Raw genomic sequence first — 24,464 nt, 5'->3', positions numbered from 1 at the left:
AATATCAGGCCGTGGCAAAGTCAGTAGCGCCGCCCAAGAACGGAAATATCCTATGATCTTTACCACCAGAGATGCCCAAGCCGTCGTGCAGATTATGCGTGAGGTGGCGGTTACCGAAATTCTACCCTGCTGGCGCAACCTGCCGCCAGGCGCTATTCGGTTTAAAACCTCGATCCATGACATTGTGACGGATGCGGACGTTGCCGCGGAAGTGGCTATCACGGCAAAATTGCGTGAGCGGTTCCCCGGCGCCACAATTGTCGGCGAGGAGGCTGCTGCTGCCAATCCGGCATTGCTGGATCGCCTGGCGGAAGCAGAGTTTGCGTTCATTGTGGATCCAATCGACGGAACCAAAAACTTCTCAGCTGGGTTGCCGCTATTTGGCGTCATCATCGGGGTGGCCACGAAAGGCGAGGTAATTGCGGGCTTCATCCTGGACCCCGTCGGGGATGACGTCGCCATTGCGTTGCGCGGCGAGGGCGCATGGATTGAAACGCCCGATGGCAGGCACAATGATCTACAGGTGGCGGCGTCCGCCCCCCTCCACGACATGACTGGTTGTGTTGCATGGAACCAGCTCGTGGAACCGGTTAAAACAACGGTTCTGACCAATCTTGCGAAAGTGCGCGCAGCGCCGAGTTATCGCAGTGGAGCGCACGAATACCGCATGATTGCGGCTGGACACTATCATTTCCTGCTCCAGGGCAAGATCATGCCCTGGGACCACGCTGCCGGTTGGCTGATTCATCGGGAGGCAGGTGGATACTCCGCGCGTTTCGACGGTTCGCCCTACAATGCGGCAACGCATAGTGGAGGCATTCTTTGCGCGCCCGATAAAGACAGTTGGCACACTCTTAAAGAGGCATTGTTCGACGTTGCTGCTGACGCTGTTCATTCAGCGAAGCCCGATCGGGTCAACGCTTTGAATCAGCAAGGATGAAACGAGGTTTACCAATCCGGATATGCGTGCCTGCGGGTGGATGCTGTCGTGCGTTAACCCGCAATCGCCAGATCAGTCAACCGAACGCACGTCGTGGAGTGCGGCAGGCCGCTATCCAACAACCGATGAATTCACTCATTCCCGTGGCGGTCCGGCATGACGTGACCCGGCCAAGACAGCAATTCCGATAACATCGTAAAATGCAGAAGGACAGTCGTGCCAACAATGAATTTTCCCGCCTTAACTATTTGTGGAATTGAGGAACTTCCTGCCCAGAGGGACCGGGAGGTGACCCATGTTCTTTCGATTCTTGACCCCGATCATCCAGAGATAGGTGCTTTCGAAGCATATCCTGCGCATTGCCGTACAACACTGCGCTTTCATGACATCATTGATCCGGAACCAAACAAGATCATGCCGCAATCAGGCCATGTCAACGAGATCATACGTCTCGGGGAGAGCCTGAAATTGCGAACGGCCGATGCCGAAAGCGGGCATTTTTTGGTGCATTGCCACAAGGGCGTCTCCCGCTCGACAGCGGCTATGCTGACACTCCTGGCGACAGGAAATCCGCAGGAAGATTCCGAAAGCTTGTTCAGGCGGCTAGCTGAAATCCGTCCTCAGGCATGGCCGAGCTCACTAATGGTTCGTCTTGCTGATGAACAGCTTGATCGTGGTGGCAGTCTTATCGCTGCTCTACGCCGTCATTACGGGCGGCAGATTGTAGCAAGGCCTTATTATATTGATTTTATAATCAATATTGGCCGCCGGGCTGAGGTCGAGATGGCTGAAATGGTGGCCTGAGCTAGGCTTCTCAAACATGCACGCCAAGATCGATTCTCTATCCGGTGGCGCCTAGCTTGCGGTTCGCTGCCTGCGGCGTCATCGCGTTGCCCCGACTTTTCAACGTTAGCGAGACATACTGCAGTTCAGCTTTCTTTAGTCGCCCTGCGGAGGCTCGGCTCGCCTGGTGGGGCGAGATTCGGCATGCTCGTGCCCCCCAATGTCATTCGCTGTCAAGCCGCCGGTTCATCGCCACTCTTGCAACGAACTCGCATCTAGTTTTCCCAATCCTGAGCGTGACATTGACGGGGTGATGTCAGATTAATACCAAACGTCATTGATCAGAACCCTTGCGCCCATAGGCGTCGGCCGATGGACATGATTTTCGATGGGCGCTCCTGCATCGCTCTCCAGGCGTAGCAGCAGTGGTCAACGATATCCTCGTAGGACTTGAAGACGCGGTTTGAGAGCCAGTTGTCCCTCATGAACTGCCAGATGTTTTCGACGGGGTTCAACTCCGGCGATTTGGGCGGCAGTGGCAGGATGGTGATGTTTTCGGGAACGATCAGATTTTTGGACATGTGCCATCCGGCCTGGTCCATGATGAGGACGGCGTGTGCGTTGTCTGCGACGTTGCGGGATATCTCGGTCAGGTGCTGGTTCATGGCATGGGTGTCACACCAGGGCATGACGAGAGCGGCCGCCTTGCCCTGCTTGGGGCAGATCGCGCCGAAGATATAGGCTGAGCGTGTGCGCTGGTCATGGGGTGCGGATGGCCTTGATCCACGCTTGGCCCAGCGGCGGGTGATCTTGTTCTTCTGCCCGATACGAGCCTCGTCCTGGAACCAGATTTCGATCACTTTGCCACTGGCGGGACCGGCAGCGATTTCTGCCACAGCGATGGGGAAGTTTTTTAAATGTCTCAGCCGCCTCGGCATCCTGCGCATGATGTCTTGGGCGAGCCGAGAGCTTGCGATACCCCATGGCACGCACTTCGCGGCCCAGGGTCTCCTCACTCACCGAGATGCGGAATTCTTCCCAAATCCATTGCGCCAGATCACATAGACGCCACCGAACGATGCCATCCAGATACGGGGTCGGCCCACGTTCTATGGCTTGCGCCAAGGCCGCCCGCTGATCGTCGTTCAGCAGAGAAGGTTTGCCCGGAGCCTTGCCGTTGATCAGGCCGCCGGGACCACGATCATTGAAGCGCACCACCCAGTCACGCACGATCTGAACTGTCACACTGCCGACCCGAGCTGCATCGGCGCGCGAGCCGCCATCATAGATCGATGCGAGCGCCAGAAGACGCCGCGCCTGATCGGCATCGCGCGCCTGCCGAGCCAGACGCCGCAAAATGAACCCATTGAAATCCGGTCGCAAAGAAATCGCTGAACCCATCGCAAACCTCCTGTTTGCGCCAGAGATTCAGATTCGTCGGCTTGATGGAATCCTCGAGAGAGTCACACTCAGTGACGGTTGGTATAACACTGCCAAGGTGCAGCAGGGTGATAGTGTTGCCGTCTTCGGTCTGGGTGGGATCGGACTGGCGGTGATTCAGGGCGCCCGGCAGGCAAAGGCTGGCAGCATCATCGCGATCGATGCCAACTCGTCGAAATTCGAGCTTGCGCGCAGTTTTGGTGCCACCGAGTGCATCAATCCGAAGGATCATAACAAGCCAATCCAGGAGGTGATCTTTGAGATGACCGGATGGGGTGTTGATCACTCATTCGAGTGTATTGGAAACGTCAGCGTCATGCGGGCGGCGCTGGAATGTACGCATCGGGGTTGGGGACAATCGATCGTTGTCGGCGTTGCCGGTGCCGGCCAGGAGATTTCCACTCGGCCATTCCAGCTTGTTACCGGGCGCACCTGGAAAGGCACGGCATTCGGCGGCGTCAAGGGTCGCACGCAGTTGCCAGTGATGGTGGAGGACGCAATGAACGGTAACATCGAGTTGGCCGCTTTCGTCACCCACACGATGGAGCTGGATGCGATAAACGACGCATTTGATCTGATGCTTGACGGCAAGTCTATCCGGTCAGTGGTTCACTATTGAAACGGCATCAATTTTGACCGCAACGTCCCTCCACACGTTACAGTTTAAAGCGAGAGGTGGCTCGCACCGCTTCTCGCTGAAACAAGCGGCAACTGCTTATCATCGATTGCGGCGCGGTCGTGAGTTCATCTCCGTTCAAGGCAACCATTCTGGATCTACTCCACCACACCATCGCATTTTTGCGCGAGCAGGGCGAAAAGTACGTCGAGCATCACGTACATCGGTGCGCGGCCAGTTGGCACGATGAGGGCCTGGCCCGAGGCGCGGTAGGCATTGAGATTGATATTCTCATCGGCGAGCGAAGCAACAATGGAGCTGCCGGGAGAGATGGAAAGGATGCGTGCGCCGGCCTTCCTGGCGATTTCCATATTTGCAATCAGATAGCTGGTACGCCCCGAGAAGGAGAGCACGAAGAGAACATCCTGTGCCGTCAGGCGCGGGGCGGAGACCATCTGCAGGGTCGGGTCCGCATAGGCAACGCTTGCAATACCAAGCGAGGCGAGGCGATGCTGAGCCTCGGCGGCGAGGAAGCCAGAGCCGCCATAGCCGTAGAGATCGATGCGCCGGGCATTTGCGAGCATATCAACGGCGCGGCGCAGCGCTTCGAGGTCGAGGTCGTGGCGGGCCTCGCGCAGGGATTCGGCTGCGCGGCTGAAGATGTCGTCGACGAGGCCGGCAAAGGGGTCTCTGCCGTTCTCCGCTGGGCTCACCGGCGCCTGGCGCACAGCAAGCTGCTGGGCAAGTTTCAGCCGGAAATCCGGGAAACCGTCACAGTCGAGCCGCCGGCAAAAGCGGATGATCGACGGTTCGCTGACTTTCGCGATGCGCGCGGCATCGGTAATCGACCAGGTGATGGCCGTGCTTGGCGTGTCAAGGATCGCTTCGGCGATCCTGCGTTCGGCGGGTGTGAATTGGGCGAGGGACTGCCTGATCAGATCGAGCATGAAACCCTTTGTTCCGGTGCAGGTGTCATGGGGTGGCTTTCGCATGTGAAGGCTACAAGATGCCGTCTGCCATCAGCTTGGACAGGCACGATGATTGATAGTCAAAACCGGCCTGCGCCACAACGAGCCTTTTTACCGATCCGAGTGTATTCTCGCGCGGCTCGATGCGGCGACCTTGCGCGTCTTGGGCAACGATATGCCCGCCGGACGCCTCGACGAGCTGGATGCCGGCCGCGATATCCCAGGCGCTGAACTTCGATTCATAGGCGATCGCCACACGCCCGACGGCGACGTAGGCAAGGTGCAGGGCGCAGGAGCCGAGCCGGCGCACGGCGCGAAAGGAGTTGACGAGATCGGCATGCGCCTCCTGAGCGGCACGCGAGGGGCGCTCGCCCTCGTAGGGGGCGTTGCTCAAAATTTCGACCTCACGGTCGGTGCGGCCACGCAGGAAGGGTTTCACCAGCGCGCCGTTCAGCGTCAGCCGTCCGCGATTTGCCAGGAACAGTTCGCTGTGGATCGGATCGTAGACGACGCCGCAGACCGGCTCTCCCAGGTGATAGGCGGCGATCGAGACGCAGAAGAAGGGCAGGCCCGAGGCGAAGTTGCTGGTGCCGTCGATCGGGTCGATAATCCAGGTCGTCTCGCCTTCACCCTGCCAACCACCCTCCTCGCCAAGGATGCGCGAGGCTGGGATACGCGACCAGATAGTATCGCAGGCAGCTTTTTCCGCCGCCTTGTCGGAAGCCGTAACGATGTCGAAGAAACCGGCCTTCTGCTGGGTTTCCAGAGTTTCGGGGCTCGCATTGATATAGTCGCGATGTGCCACCCGGCCGGCGGCAAGCGCCGCTTCGCAGGCGACGGTAGTAATCGTCTCGTAAAGGGCGTTGGGGATGGGGATTGTCAACGTCATGCGGCTTTTCCAAGAGTAGTTGCTTCATTCTCCGGGAGGATCCAGACCGGCCGGCTGTCGATGGAGAGCTTGAGTGTCTGGCCGACTTCGGCGACACCTGTCTTGTAGTAAGCGGTGTCAAGGAAGACGCATTCCTGGCCTTCGAGATCTGTGAGGTATTCCACATAGGCACCCTGGAAGACGACGCGGCGCACCTTCGCTTCCAACGCGCCGTCCGGATCGACGCGGATATGCTCCGGCCGCACGACGCAGCGTACGTCCTGTCCTGGCGTGAAGGCGCGGTTGCCACGCGCTAGCGTCAACGCGATCGTCGAGGCGATGCGCACGCGCACCGTAGCCTCGTCCGTGATCTCGACCTTGCCGTTCAGGATATTCGCCTTGCCCATGAACTCCGCGACAAAACCGGTTCCGGGACGGGAGTAGACGTTCAGCGGACTGTCGTCCTGCTCGATCATGCCGTTGCGCATGACCACCACGCGGTCGGAGATCGCCATCGCCTCGCTCTGGTCGTGGGTGACGTAGAGGCTGGTGATGCCGAGGCGCAGTTGAATGGCGCGCAGTTCGTCGCGCATGCGTTCACGCAGCTGTGCGTCGAGGTTGGAGAGCGGCTCATCGAAGAGCAGCACCTTCGGCTGGGTGACGACGGCGCGGGCGAGCGCCACGCGCTGCTGCTGGCCGCCGGAAAGCCGCGAGGGCGAGCGGTCGGCATATTGGGCGAGTGCCATTGTCTCAAGGATCGTCTCGACGCGGTCCCTCATCTCGGCTTTCGGCAGACTGAGCAGGTGGACGCCATATTCGACGTTTTCGCGGACCGTCATGTGCGGGAAGAGCGCGTAGCTCTGGAACACCATGCCGACATTGCGGGCGTTGACCGGAACGTTGGTGACGTCGCGGCCGCCGATGGTGATCGTGCCGCCGGAGGGTGTCTCGAAACCGGCGAGCATGCGCAGCGTCGTCGTCTTGCCGCAGCCCGAGGGTCCAAGCAGCGTGACGAGCGTGCCCTCCTTGATGGTGAGGTTAAGGCCATCGACGGCGGTGGCGCCGGTAACGCCGGGAAAGCGCTTTGAGATATTGGAGAAGATGACTTTCGACATGGGGACTACCTCTTCGATGTCGAATTGAGAAGGATCTGCATGAGCGCCAGGATGGCGAGCACGACGAAGACGAGGATGCTGCAATAGGCTGCCGCAACGCCGAGCTTCAGTGTTTCGACCTGCGACAGGATCGTGACCGTGATCAGCGTCCAGTTGGCCGAGACGAGGAAGATCACCGCCGAAAGCGTCGTCAGCGATCGGGTGAAGGCATAGGACAGTGAGGTGAACAGCGCGGGCTTCAAAAGCGGCAGGGTAACCTGAAAGAAGGTCCGGGTATTCGATGCGCCGAGAATGGAGGAGGCCTCTTCAATCGACTTGTCGATTTGACGCAGCTGGTTGGAACCGGCCTCGATGCCCACCTGCAGGTTTTTCACCACCATGGCGGCGATGACGATGAAGGCGGTACCAGTGAGTAGCAGAGGCGGCGTGTTGAAGGTGCTGACATAGCCGATGCCGAGGATTGTGCCGGGTGCCGCAAAGGACAGCAGGGTGCCCCAGCGCAGCAGGAAGCTGCCCGGAAAACTCTTGCGGATCAGGAGGTAGGCGATCAGCATGCCAGCAATAGCGGTGACGGGCGTTGCGATGCTGGCCAGAACCAGCGAATTGCTGAGCGTCTGGAAGCCGGCGGTAAAAACGGTCGCGTAATGATTGAGCGTCAGCGTGTTGTCGACACCCGGCAACTTGGTGAAGGAGACGTAGATCACCGTCAGGTAGAAGAGCAGGATGGCGAAGACGATGGCGTAGCAGGCAAGAGTGAGCGGTATGACGACTGCGCCGGAAATGCGGATCGTCTGCGCACTTGGCTTGCCGGTGACGGTAACATAGCTACGCTTGCTCACCCAATAGCGGTGGATGAGGAACGCAGTCATGGACGGCACCAGCATGAGGCTGGCGAGTAGGGCACCGGCTCGCAGGTTGAAATAACCGACCATCTGCGAATAGGCTTCGACCGCGAGCGTGTTGTAATTACCGCCGATCAGCATCGGATTTCCGAAATCCTCGACCGATTTAACAAAGACAAGCAGCGCCGACGAGAGGATCGCTGGCGTCACCAAGGGCAGCGTCACGCGCGAGAAAGTCGTCCAGCGCGAGCCGCCGAGAGAGGCCGAGGCATCCTCAAGGGCGGTATCGATTGATTGTAGCATGCCGCGGATATTGAGATAGGCGATCGGCGTGAAGGCGAGCGACTGGATTAGCACCAGGCTATGGAAACCGTAAACATTGGCGTTGCGGATTCCGAGCAGTTCGCGGGTGATGAGGCCCGAGCGGCCGAACAGAATGACCACCGCCAGCGCCATGACGAAAGGTGGCGAGATGATCGGCAGCAGCGCCACGCTATGTACGAATGTCTTTCCAGGCATGGTGGTGCGGGTTGCTGAAAAGGCCAGCAGGAAGCCGGCGGCGGTAGCAACCACCGCCGAGGTCGCGCCGAGCAACAGCGTGTTGAACAACGATTCCCAGACGAAGCGCTGGGACAGTGTGCCGATCAGCGCGCCGAAGTCGAAACCGTGGTCGGTGACGACGGCCTGCTTCATGACGGTGAAGATCGGCAGGACGGCGAAGACCAGCACGGAGAGCGTGACGAGGACGAAAATGCCGAACAGCCACGGATCGACGAGCATCTTGCGCAAGAATGCCGGCGATGCCCCCGTCCTGCCGGACGGGGTCGCTTGCGAGACGAGGGTCATAGGGGGCTCCTTGCAGGGCGTTACTTGGCGTCAGCCTTGTGGCGCACGTCATTTTCGTATCGCTCCAGCAGGCGTGCTCGGTTCTCACCCGCCCAGGTGAAGTTGTAGTCGATCATCTTGACGTTGGAGAGGTCGATCTTGGCGGCCGGGTTCTTGTAGCCCGGGACGATCGGGCCGCGGAACGTGGCACCGATAGCGGCTTGCCCCTTTTCCGTCAGAACCCAGTCGAGGAAAGCGCTTGCTCCCTTTGCCTGCTCTTCCGGGGCGTTGGCGATGGCGGCGGCGGCATTCACTTCAAAGCCAGTACCTTCTTCCGGGAAAGAGTAGCCGATCGGATAGCCCTGGGCGATCGCCGCCTCGATGTCTTGCGTGTAGGCCATGGCGAGTGCGATCTCGTTGTTGGCGACCATGCGGGACGGTGCGATGCCGGAGCGGGTGTATTGCACGACGTTCTTGTCGATTTCCTTCATCAGCGCAAAGGCCGGCTCCTCGCCGTCGAGTTGAACCATGGAGGCAAGCGCGACATACGCGGTGCCGGACGACGCCGGGTGGGCGAGGGCGACACTTTCCTTGAAGACTGGGTCTGCGAAGGACTTCCAGCTGGTCGGAGGCTTGGTGCCGATCTCATCGAGTACCTGTTGGCTGTATGCGAAGACAATGGGCGAGAGCGAGATTGGCGTCCAGCGCGCTTCCTTGTCGGTGTAGCGCTGGTCAACCTTGTCGCTGCCGGCTGCCTTGTGCGGGGCAAGCAACCCTTCAGTGGCGGCCTGGATGAAGTTGTCGGCAGCACCCGCCAGCCAGAGGCCAGCCTGTGGGTTGGCCTTTTCGGCGCGGATACGGGCGAGAATTTCGCCGGCGCCGATGCGCACGAACTGCGTCTCGATGCCAGTATCGCTCTTGAAGGCCGCAAGAACAGCGCCACAATCGTCGTCCGACATCGGGCAGTAGACAGTCATTCCCGCAGCATCGGCGTTACTGACCGAAAGGGCATGCGAGCATAGCATTACGAGCGCTGAAGCCAGCGCGAAAGGGCGTGACATATGATTTCCTCCAGGTTAACGCCGCGGCCCCTTCCTGAAGTCTCTTCCAAGGCTTCAGGTCTCACTCACCGTGCGCGATTGCCGATGTATTAAAGAAAATTACATTTGTCAAAATAAATGTAGCTTAGCTACATTTTCTTCCTGTCTCCCGATTAGGTGATGAGAAGATGCCAACGATGTTGGTTACCCCAAAGTGAGAAACCTGACCTCGGCAGATCGAGAATTACCGACGGTGCACCAACGTTAAAGAATATGGGCTGAGTGCCGAGGGTCTTGTCGGCGACACCAATCGTTTGTTCAATAGGTGCGAATTCAGCGAATATCTGAGATCAAGCCACAGCGGATGAACTATGATCTGCTTGAGGAAATATGACGCTTGTCGTTCATGGCAGAACTCTGCATCCTCGCTGCTAGCTCCGCTCGATGACACAACGTTTATGTGACAAGGCCGTCGGCGCAAGTGGACATCGCCGGTCCAGATGGGCATTGTCCTGCGTTGTCGGCGCCGTGGAGGCGGATGCCAAGCGGGAGGGAAACCATGTCGGGTCAGAGAATTCAACGCTGGGCGGGCGTGCTGCTGTTGCTTGCCACGCTGTTTCTCTGCAGTTTTCGATTGGCACTTGCGGCGGACCTTTCGGTCATCACTTCTTACCCACCCTCGTTCTACGAGCCGTTTCAGCGGGCCTTCGAGGCACACAACCCGGATATTCGCCTAACCATCGTCCAGCGCAACACGAGCAGCGCCAGTCGTTTTGTCATAGAGAAACCGGATGTTGTCGCGGACATTTTCTGGGCTTCGGCCACGGACGCTTTCGAGTTGCTGAAGCGTCGAGGGGCGCTGAGAAAAATCCATCCGAGGCAGACAGGGGCTCCGGAGCGGGTGCTCGGCTATCCGCTGAACGACCCGGACGGCTTCTATCTTGGCTTCGCGCTGTCCGGCTATGGCCTGGTCTACAATCCCGCCTATCTTTCGCAATACGACCTGCCGGTGCCGCGGAGCTGGCAGGACCTGCTTAATCCGGTCTATTCCGGCCATATCGGCATCACCTCGCCATCGCGCTCCGGCACCACGCATCTGATCGTCGAAGCCCTGTTGCAGACCTATGGCTGGGAACGCGGCTGGGCTTTGTTGTCGGAAATCGGCGGCAATCTTTCGACCGTCACGGCGCGCAGTTTCGGGGTAGCTTCGGGCGTCGCGCAGCGCCGTTTTGGTATCGGTGTGACGATCGATTTCCTCGCCAAGGCGCCGGACGTTTCCGGCGGGGAGAACGTCTTCGCACTGACGCCCGATCCGATCTATGTGCCTGCCAATATCGCCATCCTGTCACGGGCAAAAAATGTGGGAGCCGCCGAACGTTTCGTCGATTTCCTGTTTTCCGCTGAAGGGCAGGGCATCCTCTTGCAACCCATTATCGGACGCATTCCCGTTCTGGCGTCGCTGAATGCCGGCCTCCTGCCGATGGAAGATGCCGGTGGACTTTTGACCCCACACGGTTTCGATGCGCGCCTTTCGGCCGAACGCTACGGCATCGTCAACTTGATCTTCGACGACTATATCGTGCGCCGTCGCGCGATGCTGGCGCGGCTCTGGGCACGGCTGCGGGCGATGGAAAATCTGGAAGGGGGCGATGCGGCGCGACGCAGTACCCTCGCGCTCGCCCGTCGATTGCTCGGCACGCCACCGCTTCCGGATGCTGAGGTGCGGAAACTTCCGGAGACGCTAAAGGGAGAATGGCCGCGCGGCATGACACGCACCAATGAGCAGCAAGCCTTTGCTCGCGATATACGTGGCACCGTCGAACAGAACCTGACGCGGGCCGAAAGCCTTCTCGTCTCCATCTCGACCCCGAGCAGCAGACGATGGTAGAAGCCCGCGCATGAGTACGCGCGACAGATCACCACGAATACGGCAGAACCGCTGGCGCTTTGGCATCGGAGCACGGCTTGGCGCGGCCTTCGTCCTGATCGTCGGGCTTGCGGTTGGGGCCAGTTTTGTCGGCTGGTTTTCTTATCGCGAATTGTCGGGTGAGCTTTCGCGTATTGCCGAAGTGCAGATGCCGCAACTTGGCTTCGCTTCCCGTCTTTCAAAGGCGGGCGCTGATATCGGCTCGGTGACCGCGGTCTTGACGGGGGCGGAGACCCGGGCTGAATATAACGAAACCCGGCGCGTCTATGCCGAGCGTCTGGCGGCGTTATTAGCGCTGCTGGAAAAGCAACAGCCCGAGCTTTCCGCGCAGTCCTTGCTGCCGCTGGCGACGGCGATCAACGACAACCTCGCAGAGATCGACCTCGCCGCCGGGAAGCGCTTCACGCTGACTGAGGCGATGCGCGCTGACGTTGACGAGTTGCGCTGGATACAGGCCGATCTGATTGAAGAAGCCGATCCACTCGTTGATGATATCCGCTTCAACATAGAGGCAGAGACGCGCAACGGCCGCAGCACGGCCGCGTTATCAGAGCAACGAAGAAGCGAAGCGTTGCTGACCGCAGTTTCACAGGCTAACCTTGCAACGGGGCTGATCGCGCGGCTTGTCAGCAGTTCGATCGCTGAGGAGGTGCAGGAGGCCAATGCCTTTCTCGGCGACAGCGCAGATGAGCTTGCCGCTCGATTGACGACGCTCGAAGACTGGCCGGACAGTCTCACCGTGCGCCAGCTCGCCAAACGCATCCTGCAACAATCCGATCCGGCAACGGGTACGCCGAACCGGAAACGCTCCGAGATGCGCGAGGCTGGGCGGCTCAGCGAGCTTGCGAAGGAAAACGGCCGGCTCGTCGCCGAACTTGGCCAGCGCATCGAGGCCGAGGTTGTGGCAATCGAGGCAAGCGCCGGTGCTGCGGCACGGCGGGCATCGGCGGCGATCGATCTCGGCCGTAAGCTGCTTGCGGCAATCGCCGTTCTCGCTGTCGTTGCCGCGCTGGTCATAGGCATCTTCTATGTCCATCGTAACCTGCTCACGCGCATCGACCAGCTTGCCTACGCGGCAACCGCGATCAGCGAGGGCAATCCAGCAGCACAGATCCCGGCGGGCGGCGATGACGAGCTCACCGATCTCGCCCGCGCGTTGACCCTCTTTCGGCAGACGCGGGACGAACTGGTCCAATCGGCGAAGCTTGCAGCATTGGGGCAGATGGCGGCAGGCATCGGCCATGAGTTGAATCAACCGCTCGCTGCCATTCGTGCGCATATCCACAGCGGCTCCACACTGATTGCCCGCGGCAAGAGTGAGCAGGCGCTCAACAATTTCGAAAAGATCCGCGCGCTGACGGGCCGCATGGCCGATCAGATCAGCCATATCCGTCGCTTTGCGCGCCGGCCGGATTCCAAGCTATATCCCGTCGATCTCGCCGCTGTCGTCAACGAGGCCCTCAGTCTGCTCGAACACCGGTTTGAGGAAGAAGGGGTTACGCTCAAACTTTCACTGGTGCCGGACGTTCCAAAAATCATGGCCGAGCCGGTGCGGCTGGAACAGGTCGTGGTGAACCTTGTGGCGAACGCGCTTGATGCCGTGGCCGACCGGCCGGAGCGGGTGGTCCACGTGACAATGGCGCCAAGCGATGACGGGGCGATGCTGACAGTCGCCGATACAGGAGCGGGTATTGCGGCAGAACACCGCAGCGCGGTGTTCGATCCGTTCTTCACCACAAAGCCGGTCGGCACGGGCCTCGGCCTCGGCCTGTCCATTTCCTACAATATCATCAAGGATTTTGGCGCGGGTATTGCCGTGCTGGAAACGGGGTCGGCTGGCACGAGCTTTGCCGTATCCCTGAAAGGAGTGGCATGACCGCAGACATCATCCTTATCGACGACGACGGCAACGTACTCGATGCCTGCCGCGAGGTTTTGGAGCTCGAAGGCTTCAGCGTATCGCCACACGCCTCGGTCGCTTCCGCCCTCGTCGATCTTCGGGCCGACAGCGAAACCGTGATCGTCTCCGATGTACGCATGCCGCAACAGGATGGTTTTGATCTGTTGTTGTGCGTGCGTGCGATCGACAGGGATATTCCGATCGTCCTGATGTCCGGCCATGGCGACATCCCCATGGCGTTGCGCGCCATGCGAGACGGCGCTTGGGATTTTCTTGAAAAGCCCGCTGATCCGGTGCACCTGATAGAGACGGTGCGTCGCGCCCTCGATCATCGCCGTCTGCTGACCGAAAACCGCCGCCTGCGGCTCTCGATTGCGGCTGATGGCTGGGAAGCGCGCCTGATCGGCCATTCTGCGCCGATGGTGACACTTCGCGAGCGCCTGAAACGCATCGCCGGCGCGGCGACCGATATCCTCGTTCTGGGCGAAACCGGCACCGGCAAGGAGGTGACTGCGCGGGCGCTGCATGATTTCAGCGGACGCAAGGGCCGCTTCGTCGCCATCAATTGCGGGGCGATCCCCGAGACGATGCTGGAATCCGAGCTGTTCGGCCATGAGGCTGGGGCGTTTACTGGTGCCCGGGAAAAACGTGTCGGCAAGATTGAACATGCGCATGGCGGCACGCTGTTCCTCGACGAGATCGAATCCATGCCGCTTGCTTCGCAGGTACGCCTGCTGCGTGTGCTTCAGGAGAGGGTCATCGAGCGGCTCGGCTCCAATGATGAGGTGCCGGTTGATCTACAGGTCGTCGCCGCGACGAAGGCAGACTTGCATCAACTTGCACGGCAGGGGAAATTCCGCGAGGACCTTGCGTACCGCCTCGACATCGCTCGGGTGGAAATCCCGCCGATCTCGGCGCGCAGAGGAGACATCGGGCTGCTCTTCCGGCATTTTCTCGACCTCGCCTCCCGGCGCCAGGGACGCGCCGCGCCGCGCGTCGAGGCGACCTTCCTTGCCGATCTTGATCGCCGGAACTGGCCGGGCAATGTGCGCGAACTCCGCAATGTCGCGGAGCGCTACGTGCTCGGCCTTGAGGACATGCCGGTTAGCGCCAATGCCGATGCTGGCGAGATGCTGGAGGCGCGCATGGACCGTGTGGAACGGGCGATCCTGCTCGACAGTCTAGCCGAACAAGACGGCCGCATCGGCGCAACGGCTGATGCGCTCGGTATCTCACGCAAGACGCTGTACCTCAAAATGCGCAAACATGGGCTCGGCGGGGACAGCGACAAGGAGGCGTGAGGTTACCGTTCTGACCCCGCTTCGCAGGGGCGATGTTACCTTTGTTTCCCATTTTTTCCACGGGAATCCCAGTTTTCCGGCGTTTCGTCAACTGGCACGGGGCTTGCTAACTTTCTGATGACCGCTGAATTGCCGGCGGTGCCATTGGGAGGAAACCAATATGCTCAAGACCATTGCTGCGGCGATGTTGATGTCGGCCGCCATGATCACAATCGTTCAGGCCCAGGATGGTGGAAAGGTCACCGTCATCACGTCCTTCTCCAAGGACGTCACCGATCCGTTCAAGGCCAGCTTCGAGGCGGCCAATCCGGGCTGCACGCTCGACGTGCAGAACAAGAGCACCAGCGCCGGGGTTAAATTCGTCGACGAAACGAAGAGCAACAACCAGGTCGACCTATTCTGGGCCTCCGCGCCGGACGCCTTCGAAAACCTGAAGGGCCGCGCGCTGCTTGCCAAATTCACGCCCTCCGTCACCGGGCTGCCGGAAAAGGTCGGCTCTTATCCGGTTAACGATCCGCAAGGCTATTATTTCGGCTTTGCCGCGTCGGGCTACGGTATCATGTCGAACGATCGCTACCTGGAGGCCAACAAGCTGCCGCAGCCCCGCGAGTGGAGCGACCTCCTGAAACCGGAATATCATGACCATATCGCGATCGCCGCTCCGTCGCGCTCCGGCACCACACATCTGACGATTGAGACGATCCTGCAGGGCGAAGGCTGGGAAAAGGGCTGGGCAACGCTGACCGGCATCGGAGGCAATCTCCAGCAGGTGACCGAGCGCTCCTTCGGCGTTCCGGATGCCGTCAATTCAGGCCAGACGGGCATCGGCGTCGTGATCGATTTCTTTGCCTTCTCGGCACAGGCGAGCGGCTTTCCGGTGAGCTTCAGCTACCCGTCGGTGACGACCGTGGTGCCGGCCAATATCGGCATCATCACCAATGCGCCGAACCAGAAGGGCGCCGAGGCATTCGTGAATTACCTGCTGTCGGAAAAAGGCCAGGCTGTGCTGCTGGAGCCGACGATCCGCCGTTTGCCGATCAATCCGGCACTCTATGCCAAGGCGCCGGAAGGCTTCCCCAATCCCTTTAAGGATCCGCGTTTCCAGTCGATGATCACCTTTGATTCCGACATCTCCAAGAAGCGCACGGACGTCGTCGATGCCCTCTTCGACCAGCTGATCACCTTCCAGCTCGACAGTTTGCGCGACGCAACGAAGGCGGTCCACGAGGCCGACAAGGCATTGGCTGCCAACAACCAGGCCGAGGCCCGCGCGCTCTTAGAGGAAGCCCGCAAGCTGATCTCCGCCATGCCGGTCACGGCGGACGAGGCGGCAAGCGACGAGACCCGCGCGGCCTTCACGGGCGGCGAGGAGAAAACCGCACGCCAGGCCGAGCTTGAGCAGAAATGGGCCGCTTTCGCCGGCGAGAAATACGCCGCTGCCAAGGCGAAGGCCGAGCAGGCACTCGACCTGATCGACTGACGGTTACGTCCTATGGAGGCTGCTTTCCGCCAAGGTGGGCAGCCTCTTCCGATCCCATGTTCTCGCTGCCCCTGGCACCCAACGGCTGCCGGGCCGGCCGACCTCATTCCGGAGACTGCCGTCATGGCTTTCGCACTCTCATCCAACCCGATCCGGCGCATGACCGCGCGGCCCGGGCAGGTCCTGGCGGTGACGCTGATCGCGCTGTTCCTTGCGATCTTCCTCATTATTCCCGCTGGCACCGTGATCTATATCGCTTTCACCGAGAAGGGCACCGGCGCATTGACTGCGGTGAACTTCATCGATTTCTTCAATACCGATCTCTTTCGCCGCGCCTTCTTCAACTCGGTTTATGTCTCGACCATGTCGGTGGTCTGGGCGACGGTAATCGCGCTGCCGCTCGCCGTCTTGACGACGCGCTTCGACTTCCGCGGCTCGCTGGTCATCCAGACGCTCGGTTTCGTGCCGCTTATCATGCCGCCCTTCGTCGGCGCCGTGGCGATGCAGCTGCTTTTCGGCCGCAACGGCACCGTCAACCTGCTCTTGAATGACTGGCTCGGCATCCGCATCCCTTTCATGGAGGGACTGAACGGCGTCATCTTCGTGCAGTCGCTGCACTATTTCCCTTTCATCCTCATCAATCTGTCGACAAGCCTGCGTAATATCGACCGGTCAATGGAAGAGGCGGCACAGAATCTCGGCTCATCTGGCCTGCGGCTCTTCCGCCGCATCGTTTTTCCGCTCGCCATGCCTGGTTATCTCGCCGGTGCCTCGCTCGTTTTCGTTAAAGTTTTCGACGATCTCGCCACACCGCTGCTCCTCAATGTCAAGGACATGCTGGCGCCGCAGGCCTATCTTCGCGTCACCTCCGTTGGCCTGACGGACCCGATGGGTTACGTCATCTCGGTCATCCTCATCGTTGTCTCGATCTTCGCCATGTGGCTTTCCGCCGTCGCCATGCGCGGCAAGGACTATTCCACGACGCAGCGCGGCGGGGGCGGTCTCGTGCGCCGCAAGCTCGGATTCGGGGAGAGCGTCGTCGCTTATGGCGTCGTCGGACTCATCCTGCTGCTCGTGCTGTCGCCACATATCGGCCTGCTGCTGCTCTCCTTCGCGACTGTCTGGTCATTCAGCCCGCTGCCAGATGCCGTCACGGTCGCCCATTACAGCCGGGTGTTCGGCGAAAGCTCGATCTACATCAAGAACACGCTGATCTATGCCAGCCTAGCCGGCCTGATCGACGTGGTGGTCGGCGGCGCTATTGCCTATCTCGTGTTGCGTACCAAGATTATCGGCCGGCGCTGGCTCGACTGGGCGGCGACGTCGGCGCTCGCCATTCCTGGCGTCGTGCTCGGCATCGGGTATCTGCGCACCTTCTACGGCGTTACGCTGCCGGACGGCACGCCGCTCGCCACGCTCTGGATCATGGTCGTTTTGGCGCTTGCCATCCGCCGTCTACCCTATGCGCTGCGCGCCTGCTACGCCGCCCTGCAACAGGTCTCGGAATCGCTGGAGGAAGCAGCGGAAAATCTTGGCGCGACCAAGCAGCGGACGATCCGCCGCATCGTGCTGCCGCTGATGACGGGCGGCCTTCTCGCCGGCTTCATCACCAGCTTCTCCACCGCCGCAGTCGAGCTCTCGGCAACGCTGATGCTGATCCAGAGCAATTCCGACGCGCCGCTCGCCTATGGCCTCTACGTCTTCATGCAATCGCCCGCAGGGCGAGGGCCAGGTGCCGCCCTGGGTGTCATCGCCGTCGTCATGGTCGCGCTCTGCACGCTGCTGTCGCACTACGTCATCGAACGCCGGCAGAAGGCGCTGGGAATGTCGAAATAGAATCCGAGAGGAACAAGAATGACCATTACCATCAACAATGCCGAACTGGCCGTCAGCCCCGCCAAAGCGATCAGCATCCAGGATGTGAACCTCTATTATGGTTCGCTGCATGTGCTGAAAGACATTAATCTCGAAATTCAGCCTGGCGAATTCTTCGCTTTCCTCGGCCCGTCGGGCTGTGGGAAGACGACGCTGCTCCGCCTTATCGCCGGCTTCAATAATGCCCAGAAGGGGCGCGTGGTCGTCGGCGGGCAAGACGTGCTCGACATGCCGCCTTGGAAGCGCGACATCGGCATGGTGTTCCAGTCCTACGCGCTCTGGCCGCACATGACGGTCGCCCGCAACGTAGCCTTTGGCCTTGAGGAGCGGCGCCTGCCGCGCGCCGAGGTGGAAAAGCGGGTGGCGGCGGCACTGGCACTCGTCGGCCTTTCACATTTGGCAGAGCGCCGGCCCTCGCAGCTTTCCGGCGGCCAGCAGCAGCGCGTGGCGCTTGCCCGCACCATCGCCATCGAACCAAAGGTGCTGCTGCTCGATGAGCCGCTGTCGAACCTCGATGCGAAGATGCGCGTCGAGGTTCGCCGGGAGTTACGCGAACTCCAGCAGCGGCTGAAGCTCACCACCATCTTCGTCACGCACGACCAGGAAGAGGCGAATACGGTCTGCGACCGCATCGCCGTCTTCAACGAGGGGAGTATCCAGCAGGTCGGTACGCCCATGCATCTCTACGAGAAACCGGCCAACCTTTTTGTCGCCAATTTCCTCGGAACGGCCAACATTCTGGATGGCAAGGTCAGCGGTACAGGTGCCGCGCGCAGCTTCGAGGTCGAAGGCGGCGGCAGCATCCCGGTGCCGGAGAGCGTGGACGTTCCGGCGGGTTCAAAGCTCGTCTTCCGCCCGCAATATGCAACGATCGGCACGGTGGAGTCCGGTGCCGTGCCGCTCAACGGCACGATCGCGCACCGGGAATTCCTCGGCGCGACGGTACGTTACGGCGTCCAGGTCGGTACGGGGACGGTGCTTGTCGATGCCCCCTTCCATTCCGGCGATGCGTTGCTCGCCCCTGGCAGCAAGACGGTGCTGGGCGTCAAGCCCAGTTCTGTCCTCTGGCTCGCCGATTGACCGACGTACCTTCGCCGCCCGGCGGCGAAGGTCTTCTCCCGCAAAGGTTTGAATGACATGACATCCTCTCTGCCGCCCCTCCTCGTCATCCGCCACGGGGAAACCCAATGGAACGTCAGCGGCCGTCTGCAAGGCCGCCTCGACACGCCGCTGACGGCGAACGGCATGCGCCAGGCGCTGGCGGTGGCCGCCCGGCTCGCGGAAACCGTTGCCGGTTTCGAGGACGCGGCCTTGTGGGTCAGTCCACTTGGCCGCGCAAGGCAGACGGCCTCCATCCTCGCCGACGTCTGGTCTCTTCCCTTCGAGCAGTTTATCGATGCGCCGATGCTCGCCGAGCGCGGCTATGGAGTCTGGGAGGGACTGTCGCATGGCGACATCGAGCGAGACCTTCCAGATCAGTATGGCGCCCATGCGGCGGACCCCTGGGACTATTGCATGCCGGACGGAGAAAGCCGAACGGCGCTTACCGCGCGGCTCGGGTCGTGGATCGCAACACTCGATGACACCCGGCCGCATGTCGCGGTTACCCACAGCGGCTGCCTGCGCGCCCTGCGTGGCATCTATGCGCGTGCTTCGCGTGCTGACATCCTGGCCTACAGCGAGCCGCAGACGGCTGCATTTCTATTGACCGAGAACAGCGAGGTTCTACTCGGGGTCGCACCAGCCCTGCTGCGTGCAATCGGATGCGAGAGCGAAGGCCGAACGGTCTGGATATAAGGCGCTGGGCGCTCAAAGCAGTTCCAGACCGAACAGCTTGCCAAGTAGGAGGGACAACTTATTCTGTCCTGTCTCCCAAATGGCAAAAAAGAAGGAACCCAAAAGTTGCGGGTTCCTTCTTTTGTCTTCCTGTTGCTCGCGCTACCGACGTCTTGGTGGTTCTTACGGCTGGTAATCTGCCGGCGCGATGATCTTGCTGAAGTCGTAGGTGGCGACCTTGTCCTTGGTGACGAGAAGTGCGGGGGCTTCGATGCGGCCGAGAACCTTTCCGCCTTCGACGGCTGCGACTGCTTCGCGCATGGCGTCCCGGCCCATCGATACGGCCGGTTGCAGCGAGGCACAGGTCAGAGTGCCGTTCTCGAGCGCTGCCCTTGCCTCATCGTTGAGGTTGGAGGTAGAGACCTTGACCTTCTCGATTGTTCCAGCAGTCCCCAGCGACTTGATGGTCTCGACAGCCATCGTATCGGCGGCGGTGAAGATGCCATGCATGTCGGGATAAGCCGTCGCCCAGTTTGTCGCCGCAGCGCCGGCATCCTGTGGGCTGCCAGCCTTTTCATCGATGATCTTGATGTCCGGGAAGTCTGCCGCCATGGTGTTCTTGAAACCAGTGACCCGCAGCTTTGCCCAGATTTCGTCTGGCCCGGCAAACAGTCCAACTTCGCCTTTACCGCCAATCGCCCGGCCGATGCAGATGCCCTGCAGGCGGCCCATACCGATATTGTCGGCACCAACGAAGGATGTCAGGCGGTCGGATTTCGGCGGTACCGAAAGGGCGATCACCGGAATACCCTTGTCGATGGCTTCCTCCACGGCTGGGCCAACGGCAGCGGCATCGGCAGCGCCGATGATGATGGCCGCGACCTTCTTGTCGATGAATCCACGGATCTGCTCGATCTGCAGCTTCGCCTTGTCCTTGGCGTCAGCCTTGATAAGCGAATAGCCGTGCTCTTTGCTGGCCTGCTCAACACCGTAAAGCCCGGCCTTCCAGAAGGCGGAGGCGAAATAGGGCACTGTCACCCCGATTGTCTTTTGTGCATCCGCATTGGCCGGTGCAGCCGATACGCCTGCCGCAGCGAGTGCCAGTGCCATTGTCATATACCGTGCATTCTTTCCCATGATTTCTCCTCCAGAATTTGGGTGGTGAATTTCGTCGGGAAGCGTCAAAAACGCGTCGCCGACATCAGGTATCCAATACAGTTAATATGTATGCACAGATATCAATAGGAATGCAAATATATAAATATGCACACCTTCAATAACGACTTGCGGACGGTCCGCACAAGCGCGTGATGCAGCCATCTGCGAAACCGCGCGGCCATGTGCTGCCAGGAGTGGGGGTGAGTGGAAGAGACATAGGAACAGGGGGCCCTCCGCTGCTTGCCGGAGATGCTAATGACCCGAGCGCGAGGAATAGAAGCTGCTGGAGAACGCTCATCAGGCCCGCGCACCTATCGCTAAAGGCGGGGGAATGTCGGCAGCTGCATCGACCGGATTAGTCGTGCTTCCGGTGTCAACTTGTCTCAGGTTGCAGAGGTTTTTATTGACCTGCCGCGGCCGCGAACCGCCGCATCACGCCAGCACTGAGACGGGCGCTGTGTTCGGAGAGCGCCGCAAAAGCGCCCGCAGCATCGTTGGCCCGTATGGCGTCGACGATTTTTTGATGTTCGTCGAGCGACTGCTGCAGCCGCACATCCGCTGGTCCTGCCTGTTGCTGGCGGAAGGGGGCCAGGCGGGCACGCAGTTCGACGGCCATCGCTGCGATCGTGACATTGTGCGCACCGCGGCAGATGGCGTCGTGGAAATTCCGGTTGATGTCGCGGCAGCCGTCGAGATCCTGGTTATCGACGCAGGCAGCATATTGCCGGTGCAGCTCGTAGAGCTGCTCGCGCTCCATCGCCGTCATCCGCTGGGCCGCCATCCGTGCGCAGGATGCCTCGATCTCGCCTTCGGCTTCCAGCATGTCTGCCATCCGCTCCATGTCGATTCGAGCAACGATGCCGCCCCGGCGTGGGTTCATCTCGATCAGGCCGCGAGCGCCGAGCTCACGCAGCGCCTCACGGACCGGGGTGCGCGAAACGCCATATTTTTCGGCGATCACCTTTTCCTCGAGCTTCTGCCCGGGTGCCATGGCACCCTTGGCGATCTCTTCCGCCAGAGCGTGATAGATCTGTGAGGCGATAGTCGTCATGCGCGTGGCTTTCCGGTCTTCACGACAAAGTGCGGTTCGCCAGACGGCAAACCCAAGTCGATTTAACGATAGGCTTGAACTTATGCAAGTTGAGCGGTCAACGGGCGGCCTGCAAGACAAGATCGGAGATTGTGCATCACTGCATCGATCTGCGCCCGCTCCGATGCCGGCGAACGCCCCGCCATATGCGGCGTGAGAACCACATTGTCCAGTCGGCGCAGCCTCTCCGGCAGGATCGGCTCGCCTTCGAAGACATCAAGTCCGGCGCCGGCGATGCGGTTATTCTCAAGGGCTGCCATCAGTGCCTGGGTATCAACGACCATACCGCGCGAGATGTTGATTAGGAAACCGCCTCGGCCGAGTGCTTCCAATACGGGTTCACCGACCAAGTGCCGGGTGGATGGGTCGCTCGGGCAGGAGACCACCAGAAAATCGCTGTTTGTGGCAAGCGCCGTCACATCGTAATAATGTTGCCACGAAACGTCGACCTTGCTGCGTGTGGTATAAGCGATGCTCATCCCGAAGGCCTCGGCTCGCCGGGCGATCGCTTTGCCGATATTGCCGAGTCCGATGATGCCAAGCCGCGCGCCAGACAATGTCGGCCGGGCCGAACGGATCGAGGCCCAGGCGCCATCGCGCAAGGCGCGGTCGCGCACGCAGATCTCCCGCGAGACGGCCAGCATCAAGGCCAGCGCGTGGTCGGCAACGGTTTCCATATTCGTGTTGGGCGCGTGGGTGACATGCACGCCTTGCCGGCGCGCAGCGTCTATGTCGATGTTTTCGTAACCGGCGCCATAGGCGCAGATCAGCTTCAAGTTTGGCATCCGTGCCATATCTCCAGAGGACAGTCCCGTGCTGCCGTTGGTGAGCACAGCATCTATACCGATTTTGTCGAACTCCGGTGATCCGCTGCCCGGTCCGCCGGGCAGCGTGATCACGTCGTACAAGCTGGACAGTTCTGACAGGCAAGTGTCGGAAACCGGTATCGTAACCAATAACGTCGGTTGCTTCATCGGAAAGTCTCCAGCCGTAGGCTCTGTATGGTGTCCTGGATCAATGCTTGGCGCCTCTCCAGCCCTTGCGCCGGCGTGAACCCTCGCTGGCGCAAGAAAGGGCCTGATCAGGCGGCCTTGACGTTCTTGACTGCACCCTTCCAGCCATTTTCGGTGACGTCGAAAACGATGCCTTCAGGTGTCTTGTACTTGACCTCGTAGAAGACGTTCGGGTCCTTTTCCTTGCGGCCAGCCATATAGGAGCCGCCAGCATCGCGAACGAGCGCGTCGGTTTTCTCGACTGAGTCGACCCACATTCCGAAATGGATAAGGCCATTATAGCCCTTTTCGGTTTCGAAGCCCGGAACCGGCTCTTCGCCGAAGTTGAGCAGGGCGACGTTCATGACGCCGTCCGTCATGTAGACGCCACGCATGGCCTGGCCGGCGCGGGTCATGCCGAAGGCTTTTTCGAAGAACTGGGCGGCGGCCTCGGGATCCGAGACCGCGATGGCGAGATGGCGCAACTTTGCCATTGGAATTCCTTTCTGACGATGGTGGACCGTATGCGGGATGCATCCGTCAACACAAACATAAATCGATTTGTGTATGCAAATAATTATCTTTGTATGCAATAAGGTTGTCAAGTGTGTTTTTGGATGCTATCCAAATGCATAACGAGGCGCAGCAGAGCCGTAGGGGCCAGCACGCACAGATAATAAGCTGGAGGCATCGATGCGGTTTGCGGGATTGTCGGTCACCGATCAGGCGCGACTGGATGCGATAGGCAAAGTCTGGAATGACGATCTCGCGGCAAGCCGAAAGGTCGTGCTCGACGTCTACGGGCCGCATGTTGAAGCCAACGCCGGCGAGGGGACCATCACGGTTCATCGCGACATTGCCTATGGACCGGATGGCGCCCATCGACTCGACGTCTTCGAGAGTGCGTTTGCCTGCTCCGGCGGGCGTCCGCGTCCGGTCGTCGCTTTTGTGCATGGTGGCGCCTTCACGCGCGGCTCGAAAAGCGCCGGCGGGTTCATTTATGACAATGTGCTGCGCTGGTTTGCCCGCCAGGGTCTCGTCGGGGTCAATATCGAATACCGGCTGGCGCCACGCGCGCAGTATCCGGATGGCGCGCTCGATGTGGCGGCGGCAATCGACTGGATTGCCGGATCGGTCGGCCAATATGGCGGCGATCCGCGATCGATCCTGGTGATCGGACATTCGGCCGGCGGCTGTCATGTCGCCGGTTATCTTTACGATCCCGCAGTCGGGCGGATGCCCAATCCGGGGATCAAGGGGGCGGTGCTGATCAGTGCGCGCCTGCGCGCCGACCAGCTGCCGGACAATCCGAATGCCGACAATGTCCGGCAATATTTCGGGGATGATAGCGCCAGCTATGAGGCGCGATCCCCGGTCATCCATGCGGGATCCCGTGATTTGCCGGTCTTCGTCGCCGTTGCCGAGCACGAGAACCGCTACATCGATGCCTATGGTGCCGAATTCGTTCAGCGTCATGCGCTGCGCAGGGGAAAGGCGCCCCGTTTTCTTCAGCTGAACCGGCACAATC

20 protein-coding genes and 1 pseudogene are annotated in these 24,464 nt (G+C 60.4%); 11 read left to right on the top strand and 10 right to left on the bottom strand.

Translation table 11 applies throughout. From position 1 onward, the window contains the following. The first annotated feature begins 52 nt into the window (after positions 1 to 52). Positions 53 to 940, top strand: coding sequence for an inositol monophosphatase family protein (locus ACQY8Q_RS01655; protein WP_428424034.1), 888 nt, complete (start codon positions 53 to 55; stop codon positions 938 to 940). Between the two features lie 225 nt (positions 941 to 1,165). Beyond that, entirely contained in the window at positions 1,166 to 1,744 is a 579-nt protein-coding gene (locus ACQY8Q_RS01650) for a tyrosine phosphatase family protein (protein WP_428425500.1), read from the top strand. A gap of 320 nt (positions 1,745 to 2,064) precedes the next feature. Here the strand turns inward: ACQY8Q_RS01650 and ACQY8Q_RS01645 are convergent. Then, a protein-coding gene (locus ACQY8Q_RS01645) for an IS630 family transposase (protein ID WP_428424032.1) occupies positions 2,065 to 3,124 on the bottom strand; the annotation gives its coding sequence in 2 pieces (ribosomal slippage) (positions 2,065 to 2,632 and positions 2,631 to 3,124; 1,062 coding nt in all). An 82-nt stretch (positions 3,125 to 3,206) separates the two neighbouring features. Here ACQY8Q_RS01645 and ACQY8Q_RS01640 point away from each other — a divergent pair. Continuing rightward, a pseudogene (locus tag ACQY8Q_RS01640) lies at positions 3,207 to 3,782 on the top strand (zinc-binding dehydrogenase); the annotation flags it as partial. 155 nt (positions 3,783 to 3,937) lie between these two features. Here ACQY8Q_RS01640 and ACQY8Q_RS01635 read toward each other — a convergent pair. From ACQY8Q_RS01635 to ACQY8Q_RS01615, 5 genes are read right to left on the bottom strand one after another with little or no spacing between them, the layout of a single operon-like run. Further along, complete coding sequence (locus tag ACQY8Q_RS01635) at positions 3,938 to 4,726, bottom strand: MurR/RpiR family transcriptional regulator (RefSeq protein WP_428424030.1); 789 nt, start codon at positions 4,724 to 4,726, stop codon at positions 3,938 to 3,940. A gap of 52 nt (positions 4,727 to 4,778) precedes the next feature. Continuing rightward, positions 4,779 to 5,636, bottom strand: coding sequence for an inositol monophosphatase family protein (locus ACQY8Q_RS01630; RefSeq protein ID WP_428424028.1), 858 nt, complete (start codon positions 5,634 to 5,636; stop codon positions 4,779 to 4,781). Further along, positions 5,633 to 6,730, bottom strand: a complete 1,098-nt coding sequence (locus tag ACQY8Q_RS01625) for an ABC transporter ATP-binding protein (protein ID WP_428424026.1) — start codon at positions 6,728 to 6,730, stop codon at positions 5,633 to 5,635. The genes ACQY8Q_RS01630 and ACQY8Q_RS01625 overlap by 4 nt, the downstream gene beginning before the upstream one ends. 5 nt (positions 6,731 to 6,735) lie before the next feature. Continuing rightward, positions 6,736 to 8,418 (bottom strand): ABC transporter permease, encoded by a 1,683-nt coding sequence (locus ACQY8Q_RS01620; protein WP_428424024.1) that lies wholly within the window; start codon positions 8,416 to 8,418, stop codon positions 6,736 to 6,738. Between the two features lie 20 nt (positions 8,419 to 8,438). Continuing rightward, positions 8,439 to 9,458: an ABC transporter substrate-binding protein gene (locus ACQY8Q_RS01615; RefSeq protein ID WP_428424022.1), complete on the bottom strand. Its 1,020-nt coding sequence runs from the start codon at positions 9,456 to 9,458 to the stop codon at positions 8,439 to 8,441. A gap of 538 nt (positions 9,459 to 9,996) precedes the next feature. On the opposite strand from ACQY8Q_RS01615, the gene ACQY8Q_RS01610 reads away from it, so the two are divergent. From ACQY8Q_RS01610 to ACQY8Q_RS01580, 7 genes are all read left to right on the top strand, one after another. Next, positions 9,997 to 11,325, top strand: coding sequence for an ABC transporter substrate-binding protein (locus ACQY8Q_RS01610; RefSeq protein ID WP_428424020.1), 1,329 nt, complete (start codon positions 9,997 to 9,999; stop codon positions 11,323 to 11,325). Positions 11,326 to 11,335: 10 nt separating this feature from the next. Then, positions 11,336 to 13,240: an ATP-binding protein gene (locus ACQY8Q_RS01605; protein ID WP_428424018.1), complete on the top strand. Its 1,905-nt coding sequence runs from the start codon at positions 11,336 to 11,338 to the stop codon at positions 13,238 to 13,240. Next, positions 13,237 to 14,565 carry a sigma-54-dependent transcriptional regulator gene (locus tag ACQY8Q_RS01600; protein ID WP_428424016.1) on the top strand — a complete coding sequence of 443 codons (1,329 nt, stop codon included), beginning with the start codon at positions 13,237 to 13,239 and terminating at the stop codon, positions 14,563 to 14,565. The genes ACQY8Q_RS01605 and ACQY8Q_RS01600 overlap by 4 nt, the downstream gene beginning before the upstream one ends. A 160-nt stretch (positions 14,566 to 14,725) precedes the next feature. After that, complete coding sequence (locus ACQY8Q_RS01595; RefSeq protein WP_428424014.1) at positions 14,726 to 16,045, top strand: ABC transporter substrate-binding protein; 1,320 nt, start codon at positions 14,726 to 14,728, stop codon at positions 16,043 to 16,045. Positions 16,046 to 16,204: 159 nt separating this feature from the next. Further along, positions 16,205 to 17,881: an ABC transporter permease gene (locus ACQY8Q_RS01590; RefSeq protein ID WP_428425498.1), complete on the top strand. Its 1,677-nt coding sequence runs from the start codon at positions 16,205 to 16,207 to the stop codon at positions 17,879 to 17,881. Positions 17,882 to 17,899: 18 nt separating this feature from the next. Further along, positions 17,900 to 19,000, top strand: coding sequence for an ABC transporter ATP-binding protein (locus ACQY8Q_RS01585; protein ID WP_428424012.1), 1,101 nt, complete (start codon positions 17,900 to 17,902; stop codon positions 18,998 to 19,000). A 57-nt stretch (positions 19,001 to 19,057) separates the two neighbouring features. Continuing rightward, positions 19,058 to 19,717: a histidine phosphatase family protein gene (locus ACQY8Q_RS01580; RefSeq protein WP_428424010.1), complete on the top strand. Its 660-nt coding sequence runs from the start codon at positions 19,058 to 19,060 to the stop codon at positions 19,715 to 19,717. 162 nt (positions 19,718 to 19,879) lie between these two features. Here the strand turns inward: ACQY8Q_RS01580 and ACQY8Q_RS01575 are convergent, their stop codons facing one another. From ACQY8Q_RS01575 to ACQY8Q_RS01560, 4 genes are all read right to left on the bottom strand, one after another. Beyond that, positions 19,880 to 20,833: a sugar ABC transporter substrate-binding protein gene (locus ACQY8Q_RS01575; RefSeq protein WP_428424008.1), complete on the bottom strand. Its 954-nt coding sequence runs from the start codon at positions 20,831 to 20,833 to the stop codon at positions 19,880 to 19,882. A gap of 421 nt (positions 20,834 to 21,254) precedes the next feature. Continuing rightward, entirely contained in the window at positions 21,255 to 21,905 is a 651-nt protein-coding gene (locus ACQY8Q_RS01570) for a GntR family transcriptional regulator (protein ID WP_428424006.1), read from the bottom strand. 80 nt (positions 21,906 to 21,985) lie between these two features. Continuing rightward, the gene (locus tag ACQY8Q_RS01565) at positions 21,986 to 22,918 is read right to left on the bottom strand and encodes a 2-hydroxyacid dehydrogenase (protein ID WP_428424004.1); all 933 of its coding nucleotides are present in this window, start codon (positions 22,916 to 22,918) and stop codon (positions 21,986 to 21,988) included. Between the two features lie 107 nt (positions 22,919 to 23,025). After that, positions 23,026 to 23,430 carry a VOC family protein gene (locus ACQY8Q_RS01560; protein ID WP_428424002.1) on the bottom strand — a complete coding sequence of 135 codons (405 nt, stop codon included), beginning with the start codon at positions 23,428 to 23,430 and terminating at the stop codon, positions 23,026 to 23,028. 199 nt (positions 23,431 to 23,629) lie between these two features. Here ACQY8Q_RS01560 and ACQY8Q_RS01555 point away from each other — a divergent pair. Beyond that, a partial coding sequence (locus tag ACQY8Q_RS01555) for an alpha/beta hydrolase (protein ID WP_428424000.1) occupies positions 23,630 to 24,464 on the top strand: 835 nt, incomplete at its 3' end.

Origin of the sequence: Pararhizobium sp., assembly GCF_965279435.1 — a bacterium.
Taxonomy (GTDB): Bacteria; Pseudomonadota; Alphaproteobacteria; order Rhizobiales; family Rhizobiaceae; genus Pararhizobium.
Note: the sequence above shows the minus strand (reverse complement) of the source record. Positions and strands in the feature narration are given on the sequence as shown.